Annotated in this window: 20 protein-coding genes; 11 read left to right on the top strand and 9 right to left on the bottom strand. The window is 72.9% G+C overall.

Annotation, left to right across the window (positions count from 1 at the left end; all coding sequences use genetic code 11):
• Nucleotides 1–56: 56 nt before the first annotated feature.
• Together ACWD4P_RS05620 and ACWD4P_RS05615 are read left to right on the top strand one after the other, a co-directional pair.
• Nucleotides 57–1,325 (top strand): MFS transporter, encoded by a 1,269-nt coding sequence (locus ACWD4P_RS05620; protein WP_449778647.1) that lies wholly within the window; start codon nucleotides 57–59, stop codon nucleotides 1,323–1,325.
• A 159-nt stretch (nucleotides 1,326–1,484) separates the two neighbouring features.
• Entirely contained in the window at nucleotides 1,485–2,807 is a 1,323-nt protein-coding gene (locus tag ACWD4P_RS05615; protein ID WP_449778646.1) for a D-arabinono-1,4-lactone oxidase, read from the top strand.
• Nucleotides 2,808–2,810: 3 nt separating this feature from the next.
• On the opposite strand, the gene ACWD4P_RS05610 is transcribed toward ACWD4P_RS05615, so the two are convergent.
• Complete coding sequence (locus ACWD4P_RS05610; protein WP_449778645.1) at nucleotides 2,811–3,686, bottom strand: hypothetical protein; 876 nt, start codon at nucleotides 3,684–3,686, stop codon at nucleotides 2,811–2,813.
• Between the two features lie 518 nt (nucleotides 3,687–4,204).
• Here ACWD4P_RS05610 and sepH point away from each other — a divergent pair.
• On the top strand, nucleotides 4,205–5,287 hold the full coding sequence (gene sepH, locus ACWD4P_RS05605) for a septation protein SepH (RefSeq protein ID WP_359817505.1): 1,083 nt from the start codon (nucleotides 4,205–4,207) through the stop codon (nucleotides 5,285–5,287).
• A gap of 63 nt (nucleotides 5,288–5,350) precedes the next feature.
• On the opposite strand, the gene ACWD4P_RS05600 is transcribed toward sepH, so the two are convergent.
• A complete protein-coding gene (locus tag ACWD4P_RS05600) occupies nucleotides 5,351–6,229 on the bottom strand; it encodes a sulfurtransferase (RefSeq protein WP_449778644.1) in 879 nt (292 codons plus the stop codon).
• A 239-nt stretch (nucleotides 6,230–6,468) separates the two neighbouring features.
• Here ACWD4P_RS05600 and ACWD4P_RS05595 point away from each other — a divergent pair, with 239 nt between their 5' ends.
• A complete protein-coding gene (locus tag ACWD4P_RS05595; RefSeq protein ID WP_359817519.1) occupies nucleotides 6,469–7,212 on the top strand; it encodes a VOC family protein in 744 nt (247 codons plus the stop codon).
• A 97-nt stretch (nucleotides 7,213–7,309) separates the two neighbouring features.
• On the opposite strand, the gene ACWD4P_RS05590 is transcribed toward ACWD4P_RS05595, so the two are convergent.
• The 4 genes from ACWD4P_RS05590 to ACWD4P_RS05575 all read right to left on the bottom strand — a co-directional run bounded on the left by ACWD4P_RS05590 (nucleotide 7,310) and on the right by ACWD4P_RS05575 (nucleotide 12,767).
• Complete coding sequence (locus tag ACWD4P_RS05590) at nucleotides 7,310–7,966, bottom strand: thymidine kinase (protein WP_359817502.1); 657 nt, start codon at nucleotides 7,964–7,966, stop codon at nucleotides 7,310–7,312.
• A 61-nt stretch (nucleotides 7,967–8,027) separates the two neighbouring features.
• Nucleotides 8,028–9,215 carry an alkaline phosphatase family protein gene (locus ACWD4P_RS05585; RefSeq protein WP_449778643.1) on the bottom strand — a complete coding sequence of 396 codons (1,188 nt, stop codon included), beginning with the start codon at nucleotides 9,213–9,215 and terminating at the stop codon, nucleotides 8,028–8,030.
• A 44-nt stretch (nucleotides 9,216–9,259) separates the two neighbouring features.
• Nucleotides 9,260–9,859 (bottom strand): DUF5998 family protein, encoded by a 600-nt coding sequence (locus tag ACWD4P_RS05580; protein ID WP_359817498.1) that lies wholly within the window; start codon nucleotides 9,857–9,859, stop codon nucleotides 9,260–9,262.
• A gap of 91 nt (nucleotides 9,860–9,950) precedes the next feature.
• Nucleotides 9,951–12,767, bottom strand: a complete 2,817-nt coding sequence (locus ACWD4P_RS05575; protein WP_449778642.1) for a bifunctional acetate--CoA ligase family protein/GNAT family N-acetyltransferase — start codon at nucleotides 12,765–12,767, stop codon at nucleotides 9,951–9,953.
• 228 nt (nucleotides 12,768–12,995) lie between these two features.
• Between ACWD4P_RS05575 and ACWD4P_RS05570 the strand changes: the two genes are divergently transcribed.
• Complete coding sequence (locus tag ACWD4P_RS05570) at nucleotides 12,996–13,277, top strand: HPr family phosphocarrier protein (RefSeq protein ID WP_359817494.1); 282 nt, start codon at nucleotides 12,996–12,998, stop codon at nucleotides 13,275–13,277.
• Nucleotides 13,278–13,387: 110 nt separating this feature from the next.
• Here ACWD4P_RS05570 and ACWD4P_RS05565 read toward each other — a convergent pair whose 3' ends face one another.
• The 3 genes from ACWD4P_RS05565 to ACWD4P_RS05555 form a co-directional block, all read right to left on the bottom strand.
• Nucleotides 13,388–14,581, bottom strand: coding sequence for an RtcB family protein (locus tag ACWD4P_RS05565; RefSeq protein ID WP_449778641.1), 1,194 nt, complete (start codon nucleotides 14,579–14,581; stop codon nucleotides 13,388–13,390).
• A 329-nt stretch (nucleotides 14,582–14,910) separates the two neighbouring features.
• A complete protein-coding gene (locus tag ACWD4P_RS05560; RefSeq protein WP_359817517.1) occupies nucleotides 14,911–16,275 on the bottom strand; it encodes a M16 family metallopeptidase in 1,365 nt (454 codons plus the stop codon).
• A 20-nt stretch (nucleotides 16,276–16,295) separates the two neighbouring features.
• The gene (locus ACWD4P_RS05555; RefSeq protein WP_449778640.1) at nucleotides 16,296–17,645 is read right to left on the bottom strand and encodes a M16 family metallopeptidase; all 1,350 of its coding nucleotides are present in this window, start codon (nucleotides 17,643–17,645) and stop codon (nucleotides 16,296–16,298) included.
• A 296-nt stretch (nucleotides 17,646–17,941) separates the two neighbouring features.
• Here ACWD4P_RS05555 and ACWD4P_RS05550 point away from each other — a divergent pair, with 296 nt between their 5' ends.
• From ACWD4P_RS05550 to ACWD4P_RS05525, 6 genes are all read left to right on the top strand, one after another.
• On the top strand, nucleotides 17,942–20,392 hold the full coding sequence (locus ACWD4P_RS05550; RefSeq protein WP_359817488.1) for a DNA gyrase/topoisomerase IV subunit A: 2,451 nt from the start codon (nucleotides 17,942–17,944) through the stop codon (nucleotides 20,390–20,392).
• A 190-nt stretch (nucleotides 20,393–20,582) separates the two neighbouring features.
• Nucleotides 20,583–20,876 carry a hypothetical protein gene (locus ACWD4P_RS05545; RefSeq protein WP_449778639.1) on the top strand — a complete coding sequence of 98 codons (294 nt, stop codon included), beginning with the start codon at nucleotides 20,583–20,585 and terminating at the stop codon, nucleotides 20,874–20,876.
• A gap of 29 nt (nucleotides 20,877–20,905) precedes the next feature.
• Entirely contained in the window at nucleotides 20,906–22,168 is a 1,263-nt protein-coding gene (locus ACWD4P_RS05540) for a hypothetical protein (protein ID WP_449778638.1), read from the top strand.
• An 11-nt stretch (nucleotides 22,169–22,179) separates the two neighbouring features.
• A complete protein-coding gene (locus ACWD4P_RS05535) occupies nucleotides 22,180–23,202 on the top strand; it encodes a hypothetical protein (protein WP_449778637.1) in 1,023 nt (340 codons plus the stop codon).
• A complete protein-coding gene (locus ACWD4P_RS05530; protein ID WP_449778636.1) occupies nucleotides 23,199–23,942 on the top strand; it encodes a hypothetical protein in 744 nt (247 codons plus the stop codon). The genes ACWD4P_RS05535 and ACWD4P_RS05530 overlap by 4 nt, the downstream gene beginning before the upstream one ends.
• A gap of 37 nt (nucleotides 23,943–23,979) precedes the next feature.
• Nucleotides 23,980–24,882 carry a sucrase ferredoxin gene (locus tag ACWD4P_RS05525; RefSeq protein ID WP_359817478.1) on the top strand — a complete coding sequence of 301 codons (903 nt, stop codon included), beginning with the start codon at nucleotides 23,980–23,982 and terminating at the stop codon, nucleotides 24,880–24,882.
• Nucleotides 24,883–24,949 lie beyond the last annotated feature (67 nt).

Raw genomic sequence — 24,949 nt, 5'->3', positions numbered from 1 at the left:
CGTACGTAAGCTGTGTTTGCCAGCCTTGTTCCTTACTCCCCCTGCCCGGAGCTCCCGTGCTGTCCAGCTACCGCCAGATATTCGCCTCCCCCGGCACTCTGGCCTTCTCCTCCACCGGCTTCGTCTCCCGCCTACCGATCTCCATGACCGGGATCGGCATCGTGACCATGCTGTCCCAGCTCAGAGGCTCCTACGGAGTGGCCGGCCTGGTCTCGGCCTGTCTGGCGGTCTCCGCCGCGATCCTCGGCCCGCAGGTCTCCCGACTGGTGGACCGGCACGGCCAGCGCAGGATCATCGTCCCCGCCATGGCGATCACCGTCGTCGCCGTCACCGGCCTGCTGCTCTGCGCCCGGCTCAAGGCCCCGGACTGGACCCTGTTCGTCTTCGCCGCCGGCATGGGCGTGATGCCGAGCACCGGCGCGATGGTCCGCGCCCGCTGGGCCCACCTCTACCGCGAGGACACCGGCAAGCTGCACACCGCCTACTCCTTCGAGGCCGTCGTCGACGAGGTCTGCTTCATCGTCGGCCCGATCCTCGCCATCGGCCTGGCCACCTCCGTCTTCCCGGAGGCCGGCGTGCTGCTCGCCGGGATCTTCCTCGCCGTCGGCGTCCTGCTGTTCGCCGGGCAGCGCTCCACCGAACCACCGGTCCATCCGGCCGCCCGGCACGAGGGCGGCTCGGTCATCCTCAACCGCGGCCTCCAGGTACTGATCGTCACCTTCGTCGCCACCGGCGCGATCTTCGGATCGGTCGAGGTGGTCACCGTCGCCTTCGCCGAGGCCCAGGGCCACAAGTCGATCTCCAGCGTGATCCTCGCCCTGTGGGCGCTCGGCTCCTGCGTCGCCGGCGTGGTCTTCGGCACCCTGAAGCTGACCGGCTCGATGGCGGTGCGCTTCCTCGGCGGCGTGCTGTTCATGGCGATCAGCATGGTGCCGCTGCTGCTGGTCGCCCACGCGGTGCACGGCATCGGCGGGCTGGTCGCCGTCGGCGGCGCGCTGCTCGTCGCCGGCATCGCCATCTCCCCCACCCTGATCACCGCGATGGCCCTGGTCGAGCGGCTCGTCCCGGCCGCCCAGCTCACCGAGGGCATGACCTGGACCACCACCGGCCTGGCGCTCGGCGTCGCGGTCGGTTCCTCGGCCGCCGGCTGGGTGGTCGACGCCTCCGGAGCCGCCGCCGGCTACTGGGTACCGCTGGCCGCCGGCCTGCTCGGCGTGGTCGCCGCCCTCGCCGGCCTCGGCCGGCTGCGTGCCGGACTGGCCGCCCAGCACGGCGCGGACACGGCCGCCGAAGGGGCCGAACGGACCGTAGACGCCGAACGGTGAACTGACTAATCTCTCGCCCTACCCACGGGGCTACCTGTGGGTAGGGCCTGTCTCTCGGATTTGCCGGATCAGGCGGGAATCCATGGGACAGGTCCTAAGGGCGGCCGCGCCGCCCCGGACCGCGCCGACTCGTTCGGCCACGGAGCAGGAGGCAGCGCAATGCCCCAGGCCAGTACCGCGACCCCCACCCGGTGGACCAACTGGGCCGGCAACCAGAGCGCCCGGCCCGCCCGGGCCGCCGCCCCCGGCACCGCGGAGGAGCTGGCCAAGGAGATCCTGCGCGCCGCCGAACAGGGCCGCACCGTCAAGGCCGTCGGCTCCGGCCACTCCTTCACCTCGATCGCCTCGGCCGGCGACGGCGTCCAGATCCGCCCGCACGCGCTCACCGCCGTCCGCGGGATCGACCGCGCGGCCGGCACCATCACCGTCGAGTCCGGGCTCCCGCTGCACCGGCTCAACCGCGTCCTCGCCGCCGAGGGCCTCTCGCTGACGAACATGGGCGACATCGAGGTCCAGACCGTGGCCGGCGCCACCAGCACCGGCACCCACGGCACCGGCCGGGACTCCGGCTCGCTGGCCGCCCAGATCCGCGCGCTGGAGATCGTCCTCGCCGACGGCACCGTCCGGCACTGCTCCCCCACCGAGAACCCCCGGCTCTTCCAGGGCGCCCGGCTCGGCCTCGGCGCCCTCGGCGTGATCACCGCGCTCACCTTCGGCGTCGAGCCGGCCTTCCTGCTCACCGCGCACGAGCAGCCGATGGGCTTCGAGGAGGTGCTGGAGCGCCTGGACGACCTCACCGCCGTCAACGAGCACTTCGAGTTCTACTGGTTCCCGCACACCGACCGCTGCGCCACCAAGCGCAACAACCGCAGCCAGGGCCCGGCCGCCCCGCTGCCCCGGTTCAAGGAGTGGCTGGAGGACGACTTCCTCTCCAACACCGTCTGGGAGGGCGCCTGCCGGATCGGCCGGCGCTTCCCCGGCTCGATCCCCTCGATCGCCTCGCTGGCCAGCCGGGCCTGGTCCGAGCGCAGCTTCACCGACACCGCGTACAAGGTGTTCACCAGCCCGCGCAAGGTCCGCTTCGTGGAGATGGAGTACGCGGTGCCGCGCGCGGCCGTCGGCGAGGTGCTGCGCGAGCTGAAGGCCCTGGTGGAGCGCTCCGACTGGAAGGTCGGCTTCCCGGTCGAGGTGCGCTTCGCCCCCGCCGACGACCTCTGGCTCTCCACCGCCTCCGGCCGGGACAGCGCCTACATCGCCGTCCACCTCTACCGGGGCACCGCCGACCAGGGCTACTTCGACGGCGTCGAACAGCTGATGACCGCCCATCAGGGGCGGCCGCACTGGGGCAAGCTGCACACCCGGGACGCCGGGTACCTGGCCGGCGTCTATCCGCACTTCGGCGACTTCACCGCGCTGCGCGACGAGGTCGACCCGCAGCGGGTGTTCGGCAACGACTACCTGCGCCGGGTGCTGGGCGCCTAGGGTCTACCCCTGGGACGTCCCGTCGGCCGGCGGCACCTTCGCCGGTTCCTTCACCTGTTCCCTCGCGGGCTCGTTCGCCGGCGCGTCGTTCGGCGCCGGCGGCTGCGGGGAGGCCCCGCCGGTGGGCTTGCCGCCGCCCGTCGACGGGGAGGCGCCGGCCGTCGGGGTCGCGCTCGGGCCCGCCGAGGGCGAGGCCGTCCCCGCACCGGTGCCCGGCGTGCCGCCCGGCTCCCGGCTCGGCCGGGTGGTCGCCGGAGCCGAGGCCCCGCCGGACGGCACGGTGTCCTGCCCCTGCTTGCCGCCCGGCGACGGCCGGTCCGCCGGGGCGTCCTTCGGCGGGGCCGACTTGGGCGTCACCGAGCCGCCGAAGGACGTGCCGTTGCCGGAGCCGCCCTTGACCGTCGCCGACACCGGCTGCCCGGTGGCCAGTTCGAACGCCAGGATCGGCGTCATCGCCAGCACGAAGACCAGCCCGGACACCGCCGCGTACGTCTTCCAGCCCCACCGCCGACGCGCCCGGACGACCTGCGGTTCGTTCCACTCCGAGGTGATCACCGGCGGCTGCGTCCCGGGCGGCTCGGTCTCCACCGGCACCTGGCGCAGGGTGTTGGCGGTCTGGTTCGGCCCCCGGTCCACCGCTTCGCGCAGCTGCTCGCCGGTCCGTTTGAAGATGTGCTGGAACACCGCGCCGCCGGTGGTCGCCCCGATGCTCACCACCGCGGCGCCCAGGATCGTGCCGTACACGCCCAGTTCGGAGGCCAACAGCGCACCCACCACCGTGGCCAGCGCACTCGCCGCGACCTGAGCCACACTCAGATCGATGCGCCTGCGCTCCTCCTTGGCCTTTCCGCCCTCCTCGACGGCGCTCCGCTCCGGCATCAACATCCCTCTGGTCCACGCGACTGTTCTTCGTACAAGAGACTCCATCTTGCCCAAAGAAGGACACAAGGGACGAAAATGCGGTTCTCGGCGCCCGGATTGTGTGAAGATGATCACCGTTCATCCGGCGGTGGTCCGCCATCGGGGGAGCGCGCTCTTGAGATTCCCGTGAATCGCGGGAGACTTGAGCGGCGAGCCGCCCCTCTGGATGCCACGAATGGAGTACTGTTCGTAAAGCCCGAGCCTTGGGTCGACTTGTCGACTACGTCTACACCGGTAGCTTGACGAGGAGCCACGGAGCGGGCACGCACGGCGACGCCCGTCCCGGATCGTCGCGTTCACTGCGCGTGCGAGGACGGCCGGGACACCCAGGCGCGACGTCGACGGATGGCGTGGCAAAAAGGCAACCGTGCCACAGCGGCGTGCACGGGCGTAAGCCCGACACGCCGGGGAACTCAGCAAGGTTGTGGCCAGTCGCGAGTGGGCAGGCCACACTCAGTACGGGAGCAGCGACGCAGGTGACGTCGGCAGGCACCACCCGGGAGGTAACCGTGCCCGAACTGCGGGTTGTGGCCGTCAGCAACGACGGCACACGGCTGGTGCTCAAGGCTGCCGACAGCACGGAGTACACCCTTCCCATCGACGAGCGGTTGCGCGCCGCCATCCGCGGCGACCGGCCGCGCCTCGGCCAGATCGAGATCGAGGTCGAGAGCCACCTGCGCCCCCGGGACATCCAGGCCCGGATACGAGCCGGTGCCTCCGCCGAGGAGGTCGCCCAGGCCGCCGGGATCTCCGTCGACCGCGTCCGCCGCTTCGAGGGCCCTGTGCTCGCCGAACGCGCCTTCATGGCCGAGCGCGCCCGCAAGACCGCCATCCGCCGCAACGGCGAGTCCCCCGGCCCCCAGCTCGGCGAGGCCGTGGCCGAGCGGCTCGCGCTGCGCGGCGCCGAGAAGGACACCGAGCGCTGGGACTCCTGGCGGCGCGACGACGGCACCTGGGAGGTCATCCTCTCCTACCGGGCCGACGGCGAGGGCCGCAGCGCCTCCTGGACGTACGACCCGCCCCGGCGCCTGGTCCAGCCCAACGACGACGAGGCCCGCGCGCTGATCGGCGAGAACGTCGAGCGCGAGGAGGAGTCGGTCTTCCCGTTCATCCCGCGGATCGCCCGGCTCCCCCAGGACCGGCCGCCCCGCCCGATGATCGACCGGCCCTCGGCCGACCGCATCATGTCGGCGCGCGAGGTCCGCGAGTCGCGGGAGGCCACGGCCGAGTCCCGGGACTCGCTGACCAGCCTGCTCGACGTGGTCCCGGCCTTCCGCGGCGACCTCGCCGTCGGCGCCCCCGCCCCGGTCGAGCCGGTGCCCGCCGAGATCTCCGAGGAGGGCGAGGAGTCCGCCGCGGCGGCCGCCGCCCCCGCGGTCGGCGCGGGCTCCGCCTACGCCGACATCCTGATGCCGCGCGCCGTCGCCCCGCACCGCGAGCGGCTGGTCGGCACCACCGACCGGCAGGCCGAGGCCGACGGCGTCCGGCCCGGGCGCCGGGCCACCGTGCCCAGCTGGGACGAGATCGTCTTCGGCAGCCGGCGCAAGAAGCAGGAGTAGCGAACGCCGTGCGCGGAAGGGGCGGGAGGCCGGGCCTCCCGCCCCTTCCGCGCACCCCGGCGATCAGCCCGGCTGTCCGGTGACCGCCACCGGCCGCGCCTCGTCGCTCGACCACTCGCTCCACGAGCCCGGGTACAGCACGGCCGGCAGTCCCGCCACCTCCAGCGCCAGGATCTGGTGCGCCGCCGTCACGCCCGAGCCGCAGTACACCGCCGTCTCCCGCTCCCCCGCGCCCAGCTCCCGGAACCGGGCGGCCAGCTCGGCGGCCGGCCGGAACCGGCCGTCCGGGCCCACGTTCCCGGCCGTCGGCGCCGAGACCGCACCCGGGATGTGCCCGGCCCGCGGATCCACCGGCTCGGTCTCGCCCCGGTAGCGCTCCCCGGACCGGGCGTCCAGCAGCAGGCCGCCGCGCGCCCAGGCCGCGGCACCGTCCGCGTCCACCGTCGGCAGCTGCCCCGGCACCGGCTCGAAGTCGCCCTGCCCCGGCTCCGGTTGCTCGGCCGTCACCGGCAGCCCGGCCTCCCGCCAGGCCGCGAAGCCGCCGTCCAGCACCCGGACGTCCCGGTGCCCGGCCCAGCGCAGCAGCCACCAGGCCCGGGCCGCCGCCATCGAGGCGGCGCCGTCGTACACCACGACCGGGCGCCCGGCGCTCACCCCGAAGCGGCGCATCGCCGCGCCGAACTCCTCCGGGTCCGGCAGCGGGTGGCGCCCGCCCCGGCCCGGGGCCCCGGGCGCGGCCGCGAGGTCCCGGTCCAGCTCGACGAAGTGGGCACCGGGCAGGTGACCGGCCCGGTACTCCTCGGCCGCGGTCGGGCCGCCCGGCGCGGCACCGACCAGCTGGTAGCGCACATCCAGCAGCACCGGCGGCAGCTCGGAGGCCAGCGCCTCCCGCAGGCCTTCCGCGGAGATCAGCGGGGAACCGTCGTTGTAGGTGGTGGTCATGGCGGCCATTGTCGCGCAGCACGGCCCCGGAGGAAGGGCATCCGGCCCCCACCGCGGTCCGACCGGCGGAAACCGACGGAATCCGTCGCGACACGCCCGAACCGCCGCTCTTTGTGGGGTCTTTGCCGGATTTCCCGCGCGGCCCGAGGGTTGGGCGCCCGCCAGAGTGGAAGCATCACCCTCGCGGCGCGAGGATTTCCGTGCGCCAACCACCCACGAGGAGGCCCGCATTGCCCGCGGTGGAACTCCGACTGGCCCAGGGCACGCCCTGCTGGGTCAGCCTGCTGACCGACGACCTGCCGGGCGCCCGCGCCTTCTACGGCGCCCTGCTCGGCTGGACGTACACGCCGGGGCCCGGCCAGCTCGGCGACTACGTCCGGGCCGAGCTCGACGGGGAGCCGGTGGCCGGCCTCGGCGTCTCCACCGCCACCGGCTTCCCGGTGCAGTGGACCACCTACTTCGCCGTGGACGACGCCGACCGCACCGCCCAGCTGGTCCGCGAGTGCGGCGGGACGGTCGCCGTCGGGCCCCTCCAGGCCGAGCGCGCCGGACGGATGGCCATCGCCGCCGACGTCTCCGGCGCGGTCTTCGGCCTCTGGCAGGGCGAGGAGCACCTCGGCCGGGAGGCCGGCCGCGAACCGGGCGCCCCGGCCTGGGCCGAACTGCTCACCCCCGACGCGGAGGGCGCGGCCGCCTTCTACTCCGCCGTGCTCGACCGCCCGGTCCGCTCCGCCGCGGACGAGACCGCGCTGCTGGTACGGGGGCGGCCGGTCGCCGGCATCCGGCACCGCGCCGAACTGCGCGGCCACCCGCCGCGCTGGCGCACCCACTTCGTGGTCAGCGACGCCGCGCTGACCTCCCGGCACGCCGTCGAACTCGGCGGCCGGGTCCTGGTCGAACCGCACGACACCGCCCGCGGCCGCGCCGCCCGGCTCGCCGACCCGCAGGGCGGGCACTTCTCCGTCCTGGAGGTGCTGCCCTAGGTTCCGGAGGCCCGGCCCCGGGGCCCGGAGGGCGGCACTGGAACCCTGAGGTGCGGCCCCGGGGTCCGGAGGTGCGGCCCCGGAGCCGACCGGGCCCTCAGGCCTGCTGCTCCTCGAAGGGCAGCACGTCCGGGGAGAGCACCGAGGCGCGCGCCGTCGCGGCGGTCATCCGGCGGCGGTGGTGGCGGCGGCACAGCACCTCGTAGCCCACCTCGTCCCGGGCCACCGAGATGTCGCCGATCACCACCTGGGCGCCCTCCACCACCATCACCCCGCCGACCGTCCGGGCGTTGTGGGTGGCCCGCGCGCCGCACCAGCACAGCGCCTCGACCTGGAGCACCTCCACCCGGTCGGCCAGCTCGATCAGCCGCTGCGAGCCGGGGAACAGCCGGGTGCGGAAGTCGGTGGTGATGCCGAAGGTGTAGACGTCGATGTCCAGTTCGTCCACCACCCGGGCCAGCTGGTCGACCTGCTCGGCGGCGAAGAACTGGGCCTCGTCGCAGATCAGGTAGTCCACCCGGCCGCCGGCCGAGAGCCGGTGCACCACGTGCGCGTGGAAGTCGAAGTCGTCCGTCACCTCGACCGCGTCGGCGCGCAGCCCCAGCCGGCTGGAGATCGTCGCCGCGCCCGCCCGGTCGTTGCGGGTGAGGATCACGCCCTGCCGACCGCGCGCGGTGTGGTTGTGGTCCATCTGCAGCGCCAGCGTCGACTTGCCGCAGTCCATCGTGCCCGAGAAGAACACCAGTTCAGCCATGGGTGGAGCAAGGGCCTTTCACATCAGGGGAGTTCGGGCACAGAAGAGCCGAGCGAGCGGCTCAGCCGCGGACTTCGAGCAACGGCACGAACTGCTCGACCGGGGTCATCGAACCGTGCAGACCGATCATCGCTGACTCGCCGGGCTCGTTGCGGGAGGCCACGATCGCGATGTCGTCGCGCGCCGCGGCGACGACGTCGCCGATCCGGGCGTACACCCGCTCGTCCACGGCCGGGCCGAACCAGCCCGCCGCGATCGCCTGGTCCCGGGTGGCCACCCACATCCGGTCGCCCAGCACCTCGCTCCAGACCGTGTGCACGTCGGCCGCGGCCCCCGGCACCGCGTACACGTGCCGGGCCCGGCCCTCGCCGCCGAGCAGCGCGACGCCGGCGCCCAGCTCCCAGTCCTCGTCGAAGTCGATCCGGTCCTCCGGAGCGACGTCGATCATGCCGTGGTCGGCCGTGACATACATCGCCGAGCGCGGCGGCAGCTGCGAGGCCAGCCGGCGGGCCAGCCGGTCCACCGCGTCCAGCGTCATCCGCCACTCGTCCGAGTCCACCCCGAAGCGGTGACCCGCGCCGTCCAGCTCGCTGACGTAGGTGTACACCAGCGCCCGGTCGTGCTCGGCCAGCCAGGAGGCCGCCAGGTCCATCCGCTCCTCGCCGGTGGTGCGGCCGAGGAAGGTGCCGCCGGACAGCGCCACCCTGGTCAGCGGCGTCTGGGCGAACAGCGGGGAGGAGACCTGCGCGGTCGCCACCCCGGCCTGGTGGGCGCGCTCGAACACCGTCGGGTACGGCTGCCAGGCGTGCGGCTCCGTCGGCGGCTGCCAGCGCAGCTGGTTCATCAGGTACCCGGCGCCCGGCACCGCCACCGTGTACCCGGCCAGGCCGTGCAGGCCCGGCGGAGTGCCGGTGCCGACCGAGGCCAGCGAGGTCGCGGTGGTGGACGGGAAGCCCGCGGTCAGCGGACGGCCGCTGCCGCCCATCGAACTGCCCACCAGCGAGGACAGGAACGGCGCGTACTCGGGGTGGCGCAGCAGCAGCTCCCAGCCCAGGCCGTCGACCAGGAACACCACCACCCGGTCCGCCGGGGCGATCGGGAGCGTCGCGGTGAACCCGGGGACGCCCAGTCCCGCCGCCACCGAGGGCAGCAGGTCGGACAGCGAGCCGCTGCCGTAGGGAGGCGCGGGGGCCGTGGCCGGGTCAAGGATCTCGAAGGCGTCGTAGCCGTCGGCAGGAACGAAGGACATGGAACCGGATTCGTAGCGGTGCGGTCGGTCGGAAGCGGCGGAGCTCAGACCCGTGGGCTGTTGCTGATCGTCGCGTCGGACAGCGCCCGGGCGAATACCAGCGCCTGGGCCACCGTCTCCGGGCCGTCACCGGCCTCGCTCACCCGCAGGGAGAGGTCGTCGGCCGTCGCCGAACCGGTGTAGCCGTGGTCGGCCTCGCAGTTCGGGTCCGAGCAGCCGGCCGGCTCCAGGTCCAGGCGCTGCACCGCGCCCCAGCCGATCGTCAGCACCACCTCGCGCGGCAGGGTGCCCGGGGTGTACGTCTCCGGGTTCGCCACCATCCGGCTGACCACGACCGAGCCGATCCGGTCCAGCCGGACGCTCTCCGTCGAGGTCGTCGCGAACGGCACCGCCGGGCTGCCCTCCGCCCCGGACTGCTCGTCGGTGTGGCTCACCACGAACCGGGTCGGGGTGAGCACCAGCACCGTCACGTGCCGGCGCACCTCGTTGGCGTCGAAAGTCGTCTCCTGGTGCACCAGGTAGGAGCTGATCGGCTCCGGGCCCACCGCGGACTCGACCGCCTCGGACACCAGGGCCGGGTAGTAGCCGCTGCGCTCGATCGCCGAGCGCAGGTCCTGAGTGGTGGTGGTACCGGTCTTCGCCATATCTCCATCCTGGCATGGTCCGCCGACGAAGCGGGCGGCGCGGCGCCGAGCTTCGGACAACAGCGCCCGGGCAGGGCGCAACCAAGGAAGGTTACAGCGTGCTCATGGCGCGCGGGCCCAGATCGCTGCGGACCGGCAGGGGTGCGACCCGGACCCGCGCCCCCAGGATCGCCAGTCCGTGCGGGGCCACGACCACCGGTTCGAGATCCACCGAGGCGATCTCCGGAACGTCGTCCACCAGTTGCGACACCCGCAGCAGCAGCTCCTCCAGCGCGTCGGTGTCCACCGCCTCGGCGCCGCGCCAGCCGAACAGCAGCGGCGCCGCCCGCACCTCCCGGATCAGCCCGGCGACGTCCTGGTCGGTGGCCGGAACCAGCCGGTGCGCCGTGTCGCCCAGCAGTTCGGCCGGTGCGCCGGCCAGCCCGAAGGAGAGGATCGCGCCGACCGCCGGGTCCACCGTCGCGGCGATCACGGTGTCCACGCCGCGCGGCGCCATCCGCTGGACCACCAGCTCGGCCTGCGTGGCGCCGCCGAGCAGCGCGTCCAGCTCCCGGTGGGCACGGCGCAGGACCGCCTCGTCCGGCAAGTCCAGCCGGACGCTGCCCAGGTCGGGGCGGTGGCGCAGGTGCGGGGCGGTCGCCTTGAGGGCCACCGGGTAGCCGAGCGCGGTGGCCGCCTCGACGGCCGTCCGCTCGTCCGGCGCCGGCATCACCGGCGAGACGTCGATCCCGTAGCGGGCCAGCAGCTCCTGCGCCTCGGCCTCGGGCAGGGTGATCCGGGCGCCGCCGGGCTGGGTGCGCGCGGCGACCGCCGCCCGGGTGCTCAGCGCCGCCTCCACCAGCCGGCGGGCGCCGGGCTCGTCGATCCGGTCCAGCTCGGGGACGCGCGCCGTCTCCTCCGCCTCGGCCGTGCCGCGGCGCCACTGCGCGTAGTGCACGGCGTGGGTGAGGGCGTTCACGGCCCGCTCGGGCGCGGCGTACGCGGGGATGCCGCCGGGGCGCAGCCGGGCCGGCAGGTCGGTCAGTGCCAGGTGGGTGAGCAGCAGCGGCTTGCCCAGCTCCCGGGCACGGAGACCGGCGTCGAGCAGGGCGGCGGCCATCTCCGGGTCGTCCGAGCCCATCGCGGGGTCGTCCTCACCCGTCAGCCGGCCGCCCATGAAGGCGTGGGCGGAGGTGCCGATCGGCGGGATCGCGACGGCGATCACCGCGTCCACGGCCGGGTCGGAGAGCGCGACGTCCAGGGCGATCCGGAAGTTCTCTCCGGTCGCGGCGGTGGTGAGGTCGACGGGTGTGCACGGGCGCAGGCCGGCGCTCAGCAGGGCGTCGTAGGTGAGCAGGCCGAGCGAGTCGGAGTTGCCGACCACGGCTACCCGGTTCCCCGGTGGCAGCGGCTGCTGGGCCAGCAGCTCGCCGGTGTCGTACAGCTCGGTGATGGTCGACACCCGGGTGACGCCCGCCTGTTCGAACAGCGCGTCCACGGTGGCGTCGCGCAGGCCGGTGGCGGTGGCGGGGACGGCGTGGCCGGGCGGCAGGCTGCCGGTGTGCCGGGCGCCCTTGACGACCACGACCGGCTTGACGGCGGCCAGCCGGCGGGCGATCCGGGTGAACTTGCGCGGGTTGCCGAAGGACTCCAGGTACAGCAGCACCACCTGGGTCGCCTCGTCCTCCGCCCAGTACTGGAGGAAGTCGTTCCCGGAGACGTCCGAGCGGTTGCCGACCGAGGCGAACGAGGAGACGCCGAGGCCCCGCTTGTGGGCGGACTCCAGCAGGGCCACGCCGATCGCGCCGGACTGGCAGAAGATCCCGAAGCCGCCGCGGCCGGGCAGCCGCGGGGCGAGCGAGGCGTTCAGCGGGCGCTGCGGGTCGGTGTTGATCAGGCCGAAGGCGTTCGGGCCGATCACCCGCATGCCGGCCGCGCGGGCCTGGCGGACCAGGGCGCGCTGCCGGTCCCGGCCCTCCGGACCGGTCTCCGCGTAGCCGGCGGTGACCACCACCAGGCCCTGCACCCCGTGGGCGCCGCACTCGGCGACGGCGGCCGGGACGGCGCCCTCGGGGACGGCGATCACCGCGAGGTCCACCGGTCCGGGAATGTCCAGAATCGAACGGTGGACCGGGACGCCGTCCAGCTCGGTGCCGGGCGCGGCGTTGCGGTTCACCGCGTACACCGGGCGGTCGTCCCGGGCGTCGTCCCCCAGCAGGTCGCGCAGGATGGCCCGGCCGACGGTCTGCGGGGTGCGGGAGACCCCGATCACCGCCACCGAGCGCGGGGTCAGCAGCCGTTGCACCGAGCGCGCCTCGGCGCGGTGCTCGCGGGCGCGCATCACGGCGAGCGAGCGGTCGGTCTGTTCGAGGTCGAACTCCAGGTGCACCACGCCGTCGGCGAAGCTGCGGCGCTGGGTGTAGCCGGCGTCGGTGAAGACCTTCACCATCTTGCGGTTCTCCGGCAGCACCTCGGCCTGGAAGCGGCGGATGCCGCGCTCCTGCGCGACCGCCGCGATGTGCTCCAGCAGGGCGGAGGCCACGCCGCGGCCCTGGTGGGCGTCCTGCACCAGGAAGGCGACCTCGGCCTCGGTACCGGTTTCGGAAGGGCGGCCCTCGGCGTCGATCCGGTCGTAGCGGACGGTGGCGATGAAGCGGTCCCGGACCACCACCGCGAGGCCGACCCGGTTCACGAAGTCGTGGTGGGTGAAGCGGCGGACGTCCCTGTCGGAGAGCCGCGGGTAGGGGGCGAAGAACCGGAAGTACTTGGACTGGTCCGACACCTGCTCGTAGAACTCCACGAGCCGTCCGGCGTCGGCGGGCGTGATCGGCCGGATCCGGGCCGTACCTCCGTCACGCAGCAGGATGTCCGCTTCCCAGTGCTGCGGATAGTCGGGTTGCTCGGGGCTCGCCACCGCGGGGTCTTCCACATTCGTCAGGTTATCCGGCGGCGAGCCGAATGGCGTCTGCCGCGTGCTCACGGCAGGGTGGACAGGGCGATCGACCGGGGTTTATGCCCCGAAAAGAAACAATCACAAGTCCTGAACGCGGCGGTTCCCAGGGGTCGCCTGCGTGCAACACTGGTCTAGACAACATGGCCGCTTCCCCCGCTCCCCCTGAGCACGGCCGTGACCAGCTTCACCGGAAAGGCACGTCTCATGGCTGAGCGCCGCGTCACCATCGGTTGGGCCGAGGGCCTGCACGCCCGTCCCGCCTCCGTCTTCGTCCGGGCCGTCACGGCCACCGGCGTGCCGATCACCATCGCCAAGCCGGGCGGCAACCCGGTCAACGCCGCCTCCATGCTCGGCCTCCTCGGCCTGGGTGCCCAGGGCGGCGACGAGGTCATCCTCGCCTCCGACGCCGAGAACGCCGACGACGCCCTCGACCGCCTGGCCAAGCTCGTCTCCGAGGGCCTCGACGAGCTCCCCGCCGCCGTCTGACGCCTCACAGCCACCCGATCGGGGTGCCGCCGGATCTCCGGCGGCACCCCGATCGGTTTTCCGGCCGCGCCCGGGCACGGCCGGCCCGGTCAGCCCTTGACGCAGACGACTCAGCCCTTAACGCAGACGACCTGCTTGAGGTGCGCGACCACCTCGACGAGGTCCTTCTGCTGCTCGATGACCTTCTCGATGTTCTTGTAGGCGCCCGGGATCTCGTCCACCACGCCGCCGTCCTTGCGGCACTCCACGCCCTTGGTCTGCTCGACCAGGTCCTGGGTGGTGAAGCGCTTCTTCGCGGCGTTGCGGCTCATCTTGCGGCCGGCCCCGTGCGAGGCGGAGTTGAACGACGCCGCGTTGCCCAGGCCGCGGACGATGTAGGAACCCGTCCCCATCGACCCGGGGATGATCCCGAGGTCCCCGGAGCCAGCCCGGATCGCGCCCTTGCGCGTCACCAGCACGTCGACACCGTCGTACCGCTCCTCCGCCACGTAGTTGTGGTGGCAGCTGATGACCTCGTCGAAGGTGACCTCCGCCTTGGTGAACTCCCGCCGGACGACGCCCTGGAAGAGCGCCATCATCACCGCGCGGTTGTTCTTGGCGTACTCCTGCGCCCAGAAGAGGTCCTGGCGGTAGGCCGCCATCTCCGGGGTCTTCGCCAGGAAGACGGCCAGGTCCTGGTCTATCAGGCCCTGGTTGTGCGGCAGTGAGCGGGCGATGCCCATGTGGTGCTCCGCCAGCTCCTTGCCGATGTTGCGGGAGCCGGAGTGCAGCATCAACCAGACCGCGCCGGTCGTATCAATGCACAGTTCTATGAAGTGATTTCCTCCGCCGAGCGTGGCCATCTGCTGCATCGCCCGCTCGCGGCGCCACTTGACGTCCTCCGCGATGCCGTCGAAGCGCTGCCAGAAGTCGTCCCAACCCGCCGCCCGGAAGCCGTGCAGCCCGGTCGGGTCGACCGGGTCGGTGTGCAGGCCGCGGCCGACCGGGATCGCCCGCTCGATCTCGCGGCGCAGGCCGGAGAGGTCGTCCGGGAGGTCCTCGGCGGTGAGCGAGGTCTTCACCGCGCTCATCCCGCAGCCGATGTCGACGCCGACCGCCGCCGGGCAGACGGCGTCCTTCATGGCGATGACGGAGCCGACGGTGGCGCCCTTGCCCAGGTGGACGTCGGGCATCACGGCGAGGCCGTGCAGCCACGGCAGGGAGCTGATGTTGCGCAGCTGCTGGAGGGCCTGGCCCTCGACCGTCGCGGGGTCGGTCCACATCCGGATCGGCACCCGGACGCCGGGCACCTCGGTGTACGTCATGGTCGATCGACCTCCAGAGGTCGGGAAGTTCACGTGGGGAAGCTGCCGCGCGAGGAATCCCGGCGCGGCTCGGGGAAGTTCAGGAGGAAGCGCTCAGGCGCTCAGGCGCCCGGGGCGACGACACAGGGGGAATACGGCCTTGGGGAGCGTCGTCGTATGAATCGCTCGACCCGCATGGTGACCGCCTCCCTTCCTTCGTCGCAGTTCGCACGTACCGTGCGCCGGGGAACATCTATCCATGGAACGCGTACGGCCCGCAACGGATTTAACAACGCGTCCGGCCCGGCGGAGCGGGTGCTCCACCGGGCCGGACGGACCCTCGGCAGGCGTCAGCCGACGACGGTGACCTCGCCGATGCCGAGCGCCCGCACGTCGTCCCCGATCACGGCGGCGTCACCGACCAGGACGGCGACCAGGCGGTCCGGCGGGAAGGCCGCGACGACCGCTGCGGTGGCCGCGGCCGTGGGCAGTTCGGCGAGCTGCCGGTAGACCTCGGCCTGGTAGTCGTCCGGCAGGTACTGCTCGACCTGGTCCGCCAGGGTGCCGGCGACCGAACCCGCGGTCTCGTACTTCAGCGGGGCGACGCCGACCAGGAACTGCACGGCCTCGTCGCGCTCGGCGTCGGTGAGGCCCTCGGCGGCGAGGGTGCGCAGGATGGTCCAGGTGTCGGCCAGCGCGGGGGCGGTGGAGGCGGTGTCCACCGAGCCGCTGATGGCGAGCATCGCCCGTCCGCTGCCGTCGGCGGCCGAGCGCAGCGGCTGCGCGAAGGCCCGCACGCCGTAGGTGTAGCCCTTCTCCTCGCGCAGGACGCGGTCGAGGCGGGAGGTGAGGGTGCCGCCGAGGCAGTAGGTGCCGAGGATCTGGGCGGCCCAGAGCGGGTCGTGGCGGTCGGGCCCGATCCGGCCGATCAGCAGCTGGGTCTGGACGGAGCCGGGGCGGTCCACGATGACGACGCGGCCGCGGTCGTCGCCGGTGACCGGCGCGTGGACGGACGGCTCGGCCGCCGTCCCGGTCCAGGCGCCGAGCGTGCTCTCCAGCAGCGCGGGCAGGTCGACGCCGGTGAGGTCGCCGACCACCACCACGGTGCTGGTCGCGGGACGCACGTGGGCGTCGTAGAAGGCCTTGACGGCCGCGCGGTCGATCGACTTGACGGTGTCGGCGGTGCCGGCGCGCGGCCGGGAGAGCCGGTCGGCGGCGTCGAAGAGCTCGGCGTACAGGGCCTTGGCGGCGCGCCGGGCGGGGTTGGCCTGCTCGTGGACGATCTCGTCCAGCCGGTTGGCGACCAGGCGCTCGATCTCCGCCTCGGGCAGGGCGGGAGCGCGCAGGGCGTCCGCGAGCAGGGCCAGACCGCGCTGGAGCCGGGAGGCGGGGACCTCCAGGGAGATCCGGATGCACGGGTGGTCGGCGTGGGCGTCGAGGGTCGCGCCGGCCCGCTCCAGCTCCGCGGCGAACTCCTCGGCGCTGAGGGTGTCGGTACCCTCGCTGAAGGCCCGGGCGAGGATGCCGGCGATGCCGTCGAGGCCCTCCGGCTCGGCGGCGAGCGGGGCGTCGAGCAGGACCTCGACGGCGACCAGTTGCTGGCCGGGCCGGTGGCAGTGCAGCACGGTGACGCCGTTGCCGAGGGCGGCCCGCTCGGGGGCGGGGAAGTCCCACGGGCTGGGCGTGCCCGGCCGGGGCTGCGGGTGGAAGGTCATGGCGGGGACGTAGTCGGTGCTCATACGGCGGCACCCTCCTCTTCGGAAGCGGCGTCGGAGTCGGCGTCGGTCTCGGCGGCGGCGGTCGGCTCGTAGGCGAGGACGGCCCGGTTGTCGGGGTGGATCCGGGCCTTGGCGACGGCCTGGACCTCCTCGGCGGTCACGTCGAGGACCTTGGGGAGGGCGTCGTTGAGCAGCTTGGGGTCGCCGAACAGGACGGCGTAGCGGCACAGTTCGTCGGCCCGGCCGGCGACGGTGGTGAGCCGGTCGAGCCACTCGCGCTCGATCTGGGCCTGCGCGCGTTCGAGCTCCTCGGCGGTGGGGCCCTCGGCGGCGAAGCGGGCGAGCTCCTCGTCGACGGCGGTGCCGATCTGCTCGATGGTGGCGTCGCCGGAGGTCTTCACGTCGAGCCAGCCCAGGCTGGGGGCGCCGGCCAGCCGCAGCAGGCCGAAACCGGCGGCGACGGCGGTGCGGTCGCGGCGCACCAGCCGGTTGTAGAGACGGCTGGACTCTCCGCTGCCGAGGATGGTGAGCGCGAGGTCCGCGGCGTCGGCCTCGCGGGTGCCGTCGTGCGGCAGGCGGTAGGCCGCCATCAGGGCGCGGGAGGGGACGTCCTCGTGGATCTCCTCGCGGATCTCCCGGCCGATGGTCTCGGGGAGTTCGCCCGAGCGCGGGGGCTGCTTGCCGTCGTGCGCCGGGATGGAGCCGAAGTACTTCTCGACCCATGCGATGGTCTGCTCGGGGTCGATGTCGCCGACGATGGAGAGGACGGCGTTGTTGGGCGCGTAGTACGTCCGGAAGAACGTGCGGGCGTCCTCCAGGGTGGCCGCGTCGAGGTCGGCCATCGACCCGATCGGGGTGTGGTGGTACGGGTGGCCGTCGGGGAACGACAGGGCCGTGAGCTTCTCGAAGGCGGTGCCGTACGGGACGTTGTCGTAGCGCTGGCGGCGCTCGTTCTTGACGACGTCGCGCTGGTTCTCCATGGACGTCTCGTCGAGCGCGGAGAGCAGCGAGCCCATCCGGTCGGCCTCCAGCCAGAGGGCGAGCTCCAGCTGGTGGGCGGGCATGGTCTCGAAGTAGTTGGTGCGCTCGAAGCTGGTGGTGCCGTTGAGCGAGCCGCCGGCGCCCTGGACGAGCTCGAAGTGCCCGTTGTTGGAGACGTTGGCCGAGCCCTGGAACATCAGGTGCTCGAAGAGGTGGGCGAGGCCGGTGCGGCCCTTGACCTCGTGCCGGGAGCCCACGTCGTACCAGAGGCAGACGGCGGCGACCGGGGTCAGGTGGTCCTCGGAGAGGACGACACGCAGGCCGTTGGCCAGGCGGTGCTCGGTGATGGCGATGCCTCGGCTGGAGGCGGGGGCCGGGTTGGCCATGCGCTCGGGTCCTTCCCGTCGTCGATGTCGGGGTTCGTGTGGCGTCCCCCATTGTGGTGCAACGTCCGGGAGCCGCGTTCGTGTCCGCGCGGACGGGGGCGTTCGCCAGGGGCGGAAGAGGGCCGCTGACCGGGACTGTCGGCGCGAGGGTCCACAATGGGGGCGCCGCGCCCTGTCGACGGCGCCCGGTTGACGGGTCCGGTGGCAGGAGGGCGCGGAGACGGCCGACGACCGCCCCCGGCGGTTCGGCGTCCGACCGAGACACAGCCAGCGACACGTAAGGGAGCCCCGCCGCGATGGCCCGCCGCAGTTCGCAGACCCCGCCGCCCGGAGACTTCGAGGAGCGGATCCTCGACGTCGACGTCGTGGACGAGATGCAGGGCTCCTTCCTGGAGTACGCCTACTCGGTGATCTACTCGCGTGCGCTGCCCGACGCACGGGACGGCCTGAAGCCGGTGCACCGCCGGATCCTGTACCAGGCCAACGAGATGGGCCTGCGCCCGGAGCGCGCGCACGTCAAGTGCGCCCGCGTGGTGGGCGAGGTGATGGGCCGGCTGCACCCGCACGGCGACGCGTCCATCTACGACTCGGTCGTGCGCATGGCGCAGCCGTTCTCGATGCGGCTGCCGCTGATCGACGGGCACGGCAACTTCGGTTCGCTGGGCAACGACGACCCGCCGGCCGCGATGCGCTACACCGAGTCGCGGCTGACGGCCGCCTCGATGGCGATGGTGGAGTCGATCCACGAGGACACCGTCGACTTCGGCCCCAACTACGACGGCAGCGAGCAGGAGCCGCTGGCGCTGCCGGCCGCGTTCCCGAACCTGCTGGTGAACGGCGCGACGGGCATCGCGGTGGGCATGGCGACGAACATGCCGCCGCACAACCTGTCCGAGGTGGTGGCCGCGGCCCGGCACCTGATCAAGCACCCCAACGCGGACCTGGACACGCTGATGCGGTTCGTGCCCGGTCCGGACCTGCCGACCGGCGGGCGGATCGTGGGCCTGTCGGGCATCCGGGACGCGTACGAGTCCGGCCGCGGCACGTTCAAGATCCGGGCGACCACGACGGTGGAGGCGGTGACGGCCCGCCGCAAGGGCATCGTGGTCACCGAGCTGCCGTACAACGTCGGCCCGGAGAAGGTCATCTCGAAGATCAAGGACCTGGTCAACGCGAAGAAGCTCCAGGGCATCGCGGACGTCAAGGACCTGACCGACCGCGAGCACGGGCTGCGCCTGGTCATCGAGGTGAAGAACGGCTTCGTGCCGGAGGCGCTGCTGGAGCAGCTGTACAAGCTGACGCCGATGGAGGAGACCTTCGGCATCAACAACGTGGCGCTCGTGGACGGGCAGCCGCTGACACTGGGGCTCAAGGAGCTGCTGGAGGTCTACGTCGACCACCGCTTCACCGTGGTGCGCCGGCGCAGCGACTTCCGCCGCCGCAAGCGCGAGGAGCGCCTGCACCTGGTCGAGGGCCTGCTGGTGGCCCTGCTCGACATCGACGAGGTCATCGCGATCATCCGGTCGAGTGACAACGCGCAGCAGGCGAAGGAACGCCTGATGGAGCACTTCTCGCTGTCGGAGACGCAGACCGCGTACATCCTGGACACCCCGCTGCGGCGGCTGACCCGCTTCGACCGGGTGGAGCTGGAGCAGGAGAAGGAGAAGCTGACCTCGGAGATCGCGGACCTGACCGAGATCCTGGAGTCGGACACCAAGCTGCGCAGCGTCGTGTCCTCCGAACTGGGCGCGGTGTCCAAGCAGTTCGGCACCGAGCGGCGCACGGTGCTGCTGGAGGCCGGCGCGGTGCCCTCGGCGGCGCTGTCGGTGCCCCTGGAGGTCGCGGACGACCCGTGCCGGGTGCTGCTGTCCTCGACGGGGCTGCTGGCGCGGACGGCGGACGGCGAACCGTTCGAGGTGTCCGACAAGCGAGCGAAGCACGACGTGATCGTGTCGGCGGTGCACGCGACGGCCCGGGCGGACGTGGGCGTGGTGACGTCCGCGGGCCGGGTGCTGCGACTGCCGGTGATCGACCTGCCGGCGCTCCCGCCGACGCCGTCGCCGACGCTCGCGGGCGGGGCCGCCGTGGGCGAGTTCCTGCGGCTGGAGGACGGGGAGCGGGTCCTGGCGCTGACCACCCTGGACGAGTCCTCGCCGGGCCTGGCGCTGGGCACCGTGCAGGGCGTGGTGAAGCGGGTGGTGCCGGAGTGGCCCGCGAACAAGGACGAGTTCGAGGTGATCGCCCTCAAGGAGGGTGACGAGCTGGTGGGCGCGGTCGAACTGCGCACCGGCGAGGAGGACCTGGTCTTCGTCACCTCGGACGCCCAGCTGCTGCGCTACCCGGCGGGCCAGGTCCGCCCGCAGGGCCGCCCGGCGGGCGGCATGGCGGGCATCAAGCTGTCGGACGGCGCGCGGGTGCTGTCCTTCACCGCGGTGGACCCGGCGGCCGACGCGGTGGTGGTCTCGGTGGCCACGGCCTCCGGCACGCTGTCCGGCGGCGAGCAGACCTCCTGGAAGGTCACCCCGTTCGAGCAGTACCCGCGCAAGGGCCGCGCCACCGGCGGCGTGCGCTGCCAGCGCTTCCTGCGCGGCGAGGACGCCCTGGTCTTCGCCTGGGTCGGCGCCGCCCCGGCCCGCGCCGCCACCGCCAAGGGCGCCCCGGTCGACCTGCCCGAGCGCGACCCGCGCCGCGACGGCTCCGGCACCCCGGTCACCACCCCGCTCGCGGTGGTCGCCGGCCCGGCGTAACGGCTCCCGCCTGAGCGGAGGGGCACCGGACACCGTCCGGTGCCCCTCCGCTTTTTCGTGCCCGTCCGACCGGGAATGCGGAGGAGCGATCCCCAATTCCCGGGCACCGCCGGAACTTTGCCCACCCATGGGTTAGGTTCACCGAACAGGTGCTCCAACGCGGCATCACCATCCTTGGGGGGACGGGGAGTTGGCCGAAGAATTCAAGATCGACATGGGCCGGATGAGAACGGTGTCCAAACAACTCGACGAATGCGGCACCCGCATGGGGGCGGTTGCCGAGAGCCTCGAGAACCTCGGCAAGGGCAAACAGCTGGGCACCGCACGGCTCGACGCGGCGTGCAAGGGCTTCGAGGACCACTGGCACGGCGGCATCGGCCGGATGGCCAAGCTCGCCCACGGCCTGCGCGAGGGCCTGGACGCAACGCTCAAGAACTACGGGGAGAACGAGCAGGGCACCGCCAAGGGATTCGGCGCGACCTGAGCCGACCAGCAGGGGACTGACTTTCCACCATGAGTGACAGGAACTGGCCGGGCCTCGGCTTCTGCCCGGCCCCGGGGGACCTCCCGGCCATCGCCAAGATGTACACGGACGTCGACGCCGTCGCCCGCGAACTGGAGGAACTGCGGCACGCCCTCGCCGACCTCGGCTCCGAGGGCAGCGCCTGGCAGGGCGAGGCCGCCCGCAACTTCGCCGGCAAGCTCGGCGAACTGCCCAAGTACCTCACCCAGGGCCACGAATCGATGGCCGCCTGCTCCCGGGCCCTCAAGGCCTGGCACACCCAGCTCACCGGGCTGCTCGCCTCCGGCCGGACGATGGAGGCCCAGGCCGTCGAACTCCGCTCCCGGCTGGGCGACATGAACGTCCAGTGCGACGCCGCGGGCAAGGCCCTCGACGCCTCCGCGCAGTCCACCGACACGTCGGCCCAGGCGAAGGCCAAGGCCGACTTCGAGGCCAAACTCCAGGCCCAGCAGCAACTCGTGCACCAGCTGGACGAACTGGTCGCGAACGGCCACAAACAGCTGGCGGACCACAAGACCAAGGCCGAGGCCGCCGCCAGGGCCATCATGGAGGCCTCCCGGCACCACCCTCCGGACCCGAGCTTCCTCAAGCGGATGCTGGACAAGGTGGAGCACGCCTGGCAGAAGTCGGTGGACTTCCTGGCCGACCACGCGGACGACCTGTCCAAGATCTCGGCCGGGCTGGCGATCGCGGCACTGGTGGTCCCCGGGATCGGCCCGGTGCTGGGTGCCGCGGCCGTGCTGACCAGCGCGGCCGCGGTGGCCGGACACGGCATCGCCAAGTCCCGTGGCCAGGAAGTGTCCTGGGGGAAGATCGGGTTGGACGCGCTCGGGGTGTTTCCCGGGGTCGGTGCCATCAAGGGCTTCGCGACGGCGGGGAACTCCGTCAAGGCAGCCAAGGTTTCTGGCCTCGTCAACAAGCTCAGGGCTCATACCGGCGCCTTCAAGGAATCGGTGAAACTGAGCGAAGGAGCCAGTGCCGCCGAACGTGCCCGGAGCGCCGGCGCGGCCCTGTTCGAGATGACCCGCACTCCCTTCTCGACCAAGAACATCGTCGACGGGCTCGCGAAAGCGGGCGTCGACGTGGAACCTGCCCTCGTCACGGTCACGAACAAGGCAGTCGGGCTCGCCCACAGCATCGCTGCGGGCCACGAGAAGAAGGAGGACGTGAAGCCGCCCATCGTGCCTCTCGGGCCAACGCCCAAGCCGTCGTACCGCCCGTCGCCCACGCCGTTCCTGAACGCCGTCGGCTGAGAGGAGAGACCATGGTCAACGATCTCCAGGTGACGTTGCCTGTCTCGGGTGGGCAGCTCGCTGCCGTGCCCGATGTGGCCGAGGCTGCACGCCGGGCCGAGACGCTCTACGGTGTCAGCCTGCTGAACGACGATGTGGCCCGCAATGTGGTGATCAGGCACCTGCGGCTACGGAACCGGCTGGACTCCTTCAGCGAACCGGCTTGGCTGCTCATCATCATGGGGATAGCGGTCTCCTCAATCACCGGCAACTGGGCCGCGGCGATCCTGGGCGTTCCGGCCGGAATCGCACTCTGGCTGTGGGGCGCGGATCGCGGATCGGCCAAGAACAGCGCCTCCGTACACTTCACCGCGTACATCGGCCTGCTGAACCAGGCCCGGCGTGCGGGGCTGACGTTCCAGGTTCCCACCGAGTGGGGGGTCGATGCCGATCGGGCCACGTGGGAGGAGGGCTCCCTGGCCGCTCCGACCACGTACCCCACCGGTCCGGTCCCGTATACCGCTCCTGCTCCCCCACCCGGTGTCGCGGCTCAGTCCGGCTCGTGGGGGCCGCCCGACGCCGTGATCGACCCCAGGTTTCCGGTGCTGCCGCCGGCCGCGCTCGCACAGCACTCGACACTGGCCGCCCGGGCCCGTGAACTCGGTGCCCCGTACGGTGTCGACTTCCTGGACGAACAGGCGGTCCGGGCACTTCTCGCCGCACAGCGGCACGCCGTCCGCCGGAAACGGCGGTGGAGCAATGTGTCCGCTCTGATCCTGGTCGTGGCCGTGCTGGTCGGCTTCCTCGGCCGCCCGGACTTCGCCGACGCCGAGCAGCGCCGACAGTTCATCATCGCCGTCGGCAGCGTGGTGGCCGCGGGAGTGCTCACCGCCGTCCCCGCACTGAGGTCGTACTGGACCTGGAGCCGCTCCGGGGTGCGCGACCGCGCCAACGCCTACCTCGACCTGCTCATCGAAGCCCGCGCGTACGGAGCCCCGGTCCCCGTCCCGCCCTCCTGGCTGGACGTCCGCAACCGGATCCGCAAGCCGTCATGACCTCCGGAGAAGGCCCGATGTCCGGCACCCCGACAGCCTCCGCAGACGCCCGGCTCCAGATCCGCTTCGTCGTCCCGCCCGCCTTCCACGAGGTGCCGGTGCTGGGCACCGCCGACGAGGTGGCCGAGGAGCTCTGGGAGCTGGTCTGCGAGGTGCTGGCCTCCCGGTCCGAGGAGCCGCGGCTACGCTGGGCGGTGGCGCTGGCCGAGCTGATTCCGTCGATGGCCGAGGCCGGGGTGATCCACGCCGGGATGTGTCTGGTGGACGTGGACGGACGTCCGAGCACGGCCACGATCACGGCCTCGGTGTGCCCCCTGGTCGGTACGGACTACCCGGGCGCCGTCGACTTCCTGCTCACCCGGCTGGCCCGGTCCCGTCCGGAGGCGGAGGTGACGGCGGTCGAGCTGCCCGCCGGGCGGGCGGTGGCGGTGATCGACGCCGTGGCGACCGCGCTGGAGGACGGGGCGGCCCCGTTGGACGGCCTGTCGCTGTCGCTCGTCGACGGGGTGCTGACCACTTCGGTGATCCAGGTGCACCTGCCGCTGCCGAACGAGGTCGAGTTGCTCTCGCTGGAGCTGAGCACTCCCTGCCCGGAGGACTGGGAGCTGTACTCGGAGCTGTTCGCGGACGTCGTCCGCAGCATCCACCTGGAGTTCGCCGACCTCCCGACCCTCTCCGCGCCGATGTACGACACGGTGGACGAGGAGGTGGCCCAACGGGTGAAGGCCGCGTTCGGATGATCGGGTGGGGTTATCGGCCGAGGGTAGCCTTGCCGGGGTGAGCACTTGTGCGACCGTGTCGCGTGAACTTTCGGAGCCGCTGACCGCGACGGCGGCGGTGGCGGCCACCTGGCTGCTGGTGGAGCAGAACGGGCCGTGGGGCGCGAAGGCGCTGGGCGAGAGCCATCTGGACGCGGAGGTCGGGCGGGCGCTGGAGGCGGCCGTGGCCGGGACGGGCGTACGCGTGGCGCTGATCAGGCGGCCCGGGCGGCACGCCGACTGTCTGCCGACCGCGCGCCACGAGGTGCTGGTGGCGCACACGGTGCCGGCCCGCGGCTGGGTGCGCCGGGCGGCGGTGGCGGATCCGGCGGAGCTGCTGGGGCTGGACTTCGGGGCGCTGGGCGCCGGTGACCACACCGGTTTCGGGGCGGAGCACGTCGGCGGCCCGGTGGCCCTGGTGTGCACCAACGGCCGGCGGGACCGCTGCTGCGCGTTGCTGGGCCGCCCGCTCGCCGCGGAGCTGGCGGCGGCCGGGCACAGCGAGGTGTGGGAGGTGACCCACCTGGGCGGGCACCGCTTCTCCCCCACGATGCTGGTGCTGCCGTACGGCTACGCGTACGGGCGGCTGACGCCGGAGACCGCCAAGGAGGTGCTGGCGGCGACGGCGGCCGGGCACACGGTGCCGGAGTGGTCGCGCGGCTGCTCCGGCTGGGAGCGGCCGGGGCAGGCGGCCGAGCACGCGGTGCGGCTGGCCACCGGCGAGACCGGGGTGGACGTGCTGACGCTCGTCCAGCGGCCGGACGGCGAGGGCCGCTGGCTGGTGACGGTGCTGCACCGGGACGGGCGGTCCTGGGAGGTGGACGTGATCGAGTCGGTGAGCGAGCCGGCCCGTCCGGAGAGCTGCGGCAAGGCGGCGGGGACGCCGTCGCGGATGGACGTGCTGTCGGTCCGGGGGCTCTGAACCCGCGGGCCGGGGACGGCGGCCCCGCGCCCGTGGGGGTGGGCGCGGGACCGTCGGCGCGCGGGGC

It is taken from the genome of Kitasatospora sp. NPDC002543 (genome assembly GCF_053594915.1).
This window is presented reverse-complemented; position numbering and strand designations above follow the sequence as displayed.

What these genes read in the sequence shown, in the direction of transcription:
- ACWD4P_RS05615 (WP_449778646.1), top strand. Translation starts at nt 1,485, where the DNA reads ATGCCCCAGGCCAGTACCGCGACCCCCACCCGGTGGACCAACTGGGCC.
- ACWD4P_RS05610 (WP_449778645.1), bottom strand. Translation starts at nt 3,686, where the DNA reads ATGCCGGAGCGGAGCGCCGTCGAGGAGGGCGGAAAGGCCAAGGAGGAG.
- ACWD4P_RS05600 (WP_449778644.1), bottom strand. Translation starts at nt 6,229, where the DNA reads ATGACCACCACCTACAACGACGGTTCCCCGCTGATCTCCGCGGAAGGC.
- ACWD4P_RS05590 (WP_359817502.1), bottom strand. Translation starts at nt 7,966, where the DNA reads ATGGCTGAACTGGTGTTCTTCTCGGGCACGATGGACTGCGGCAAGTCG.
- ACWD4P_RS05585 (WP_449778643.1), bottom strand. Translation starts at nt 9,215, where the DNA reads ATGTCCTTCGTTCCTGCCGACGGCTACGACGCCTTCGAGATCCTTGAC.
- ACWD4P_RS05580 (WP_359817498.1), bottom strand. Translation starts at nt 9,859, where the DNA reads ATGGCGAAGACCGGTACCACCACCACTCAGGACCTGCGCTCGGCGATC.
- ACWD4P_RS05570 (WP_359817494.1), top strand. Translation starts at nt 12,996, where the DNA reads ATGGCTGAGCGCCGCGTCACCATCGGTTGGGCCGAGGGCCTGCACGCC.
- ACWD4P_RS05565 (WP_449778641.1), bottom strand. Translation starts at nt 14,581, where the DNA reads ATGACGTACACCGAGGTGCCCGGCGTCCGGGTGCCGATCCGGATGTGG.
- ACWD4P_RS05560 (WP_359817517.1), bottom strand. Translation starts at nt 16,275, where the DNA reads ATGACCTTCCACCCGCAGCCCCGGCCGGGCACGCCCAGCCCGTGGGAC.
- ACWD4P_RS05555 (WP_449778640.1), bottom strand. Translation starts at nt 17,645, where the DNA reads ATGGCCAACCCGGCCCCCGCCTCCAGCCGAGGCATCGCCATCACCGAG.
- ACWD4P_RS05550 (WP_359817488.1), top strand. Translation starts at nt 17,942, where the DNA reads ATGGCCCGCCGCAGTTCGCAGACCCCGCCGCCCGGAGACTTCGAGGAG.
- ACWD4P_RS05540 (WP_449778638.1), top strand. Translation starts at nt 20,906, where the DNA reads ATGAGTGACAGGAACTGGCCGGGCCTCGGCTTCTGCCCGGCCCCGGGG.
- ACWD4P_RS05535 (WP_449778637.1), top strand. Translation starts at nt 22,180, where the DNA reads ATGGTCAACGATCTCCAGGTGACGTTGCCTGTCTCGGGTGGGCAGCTC.
- ACWD4P_RS05530 (WP_449778636.1), top strand. Translation starts at nt 23,199, where the DNA reads ATGACCTCCGGAGAAGGCCCGATGTCCGGCACCCCGACAGCCTCCGCA.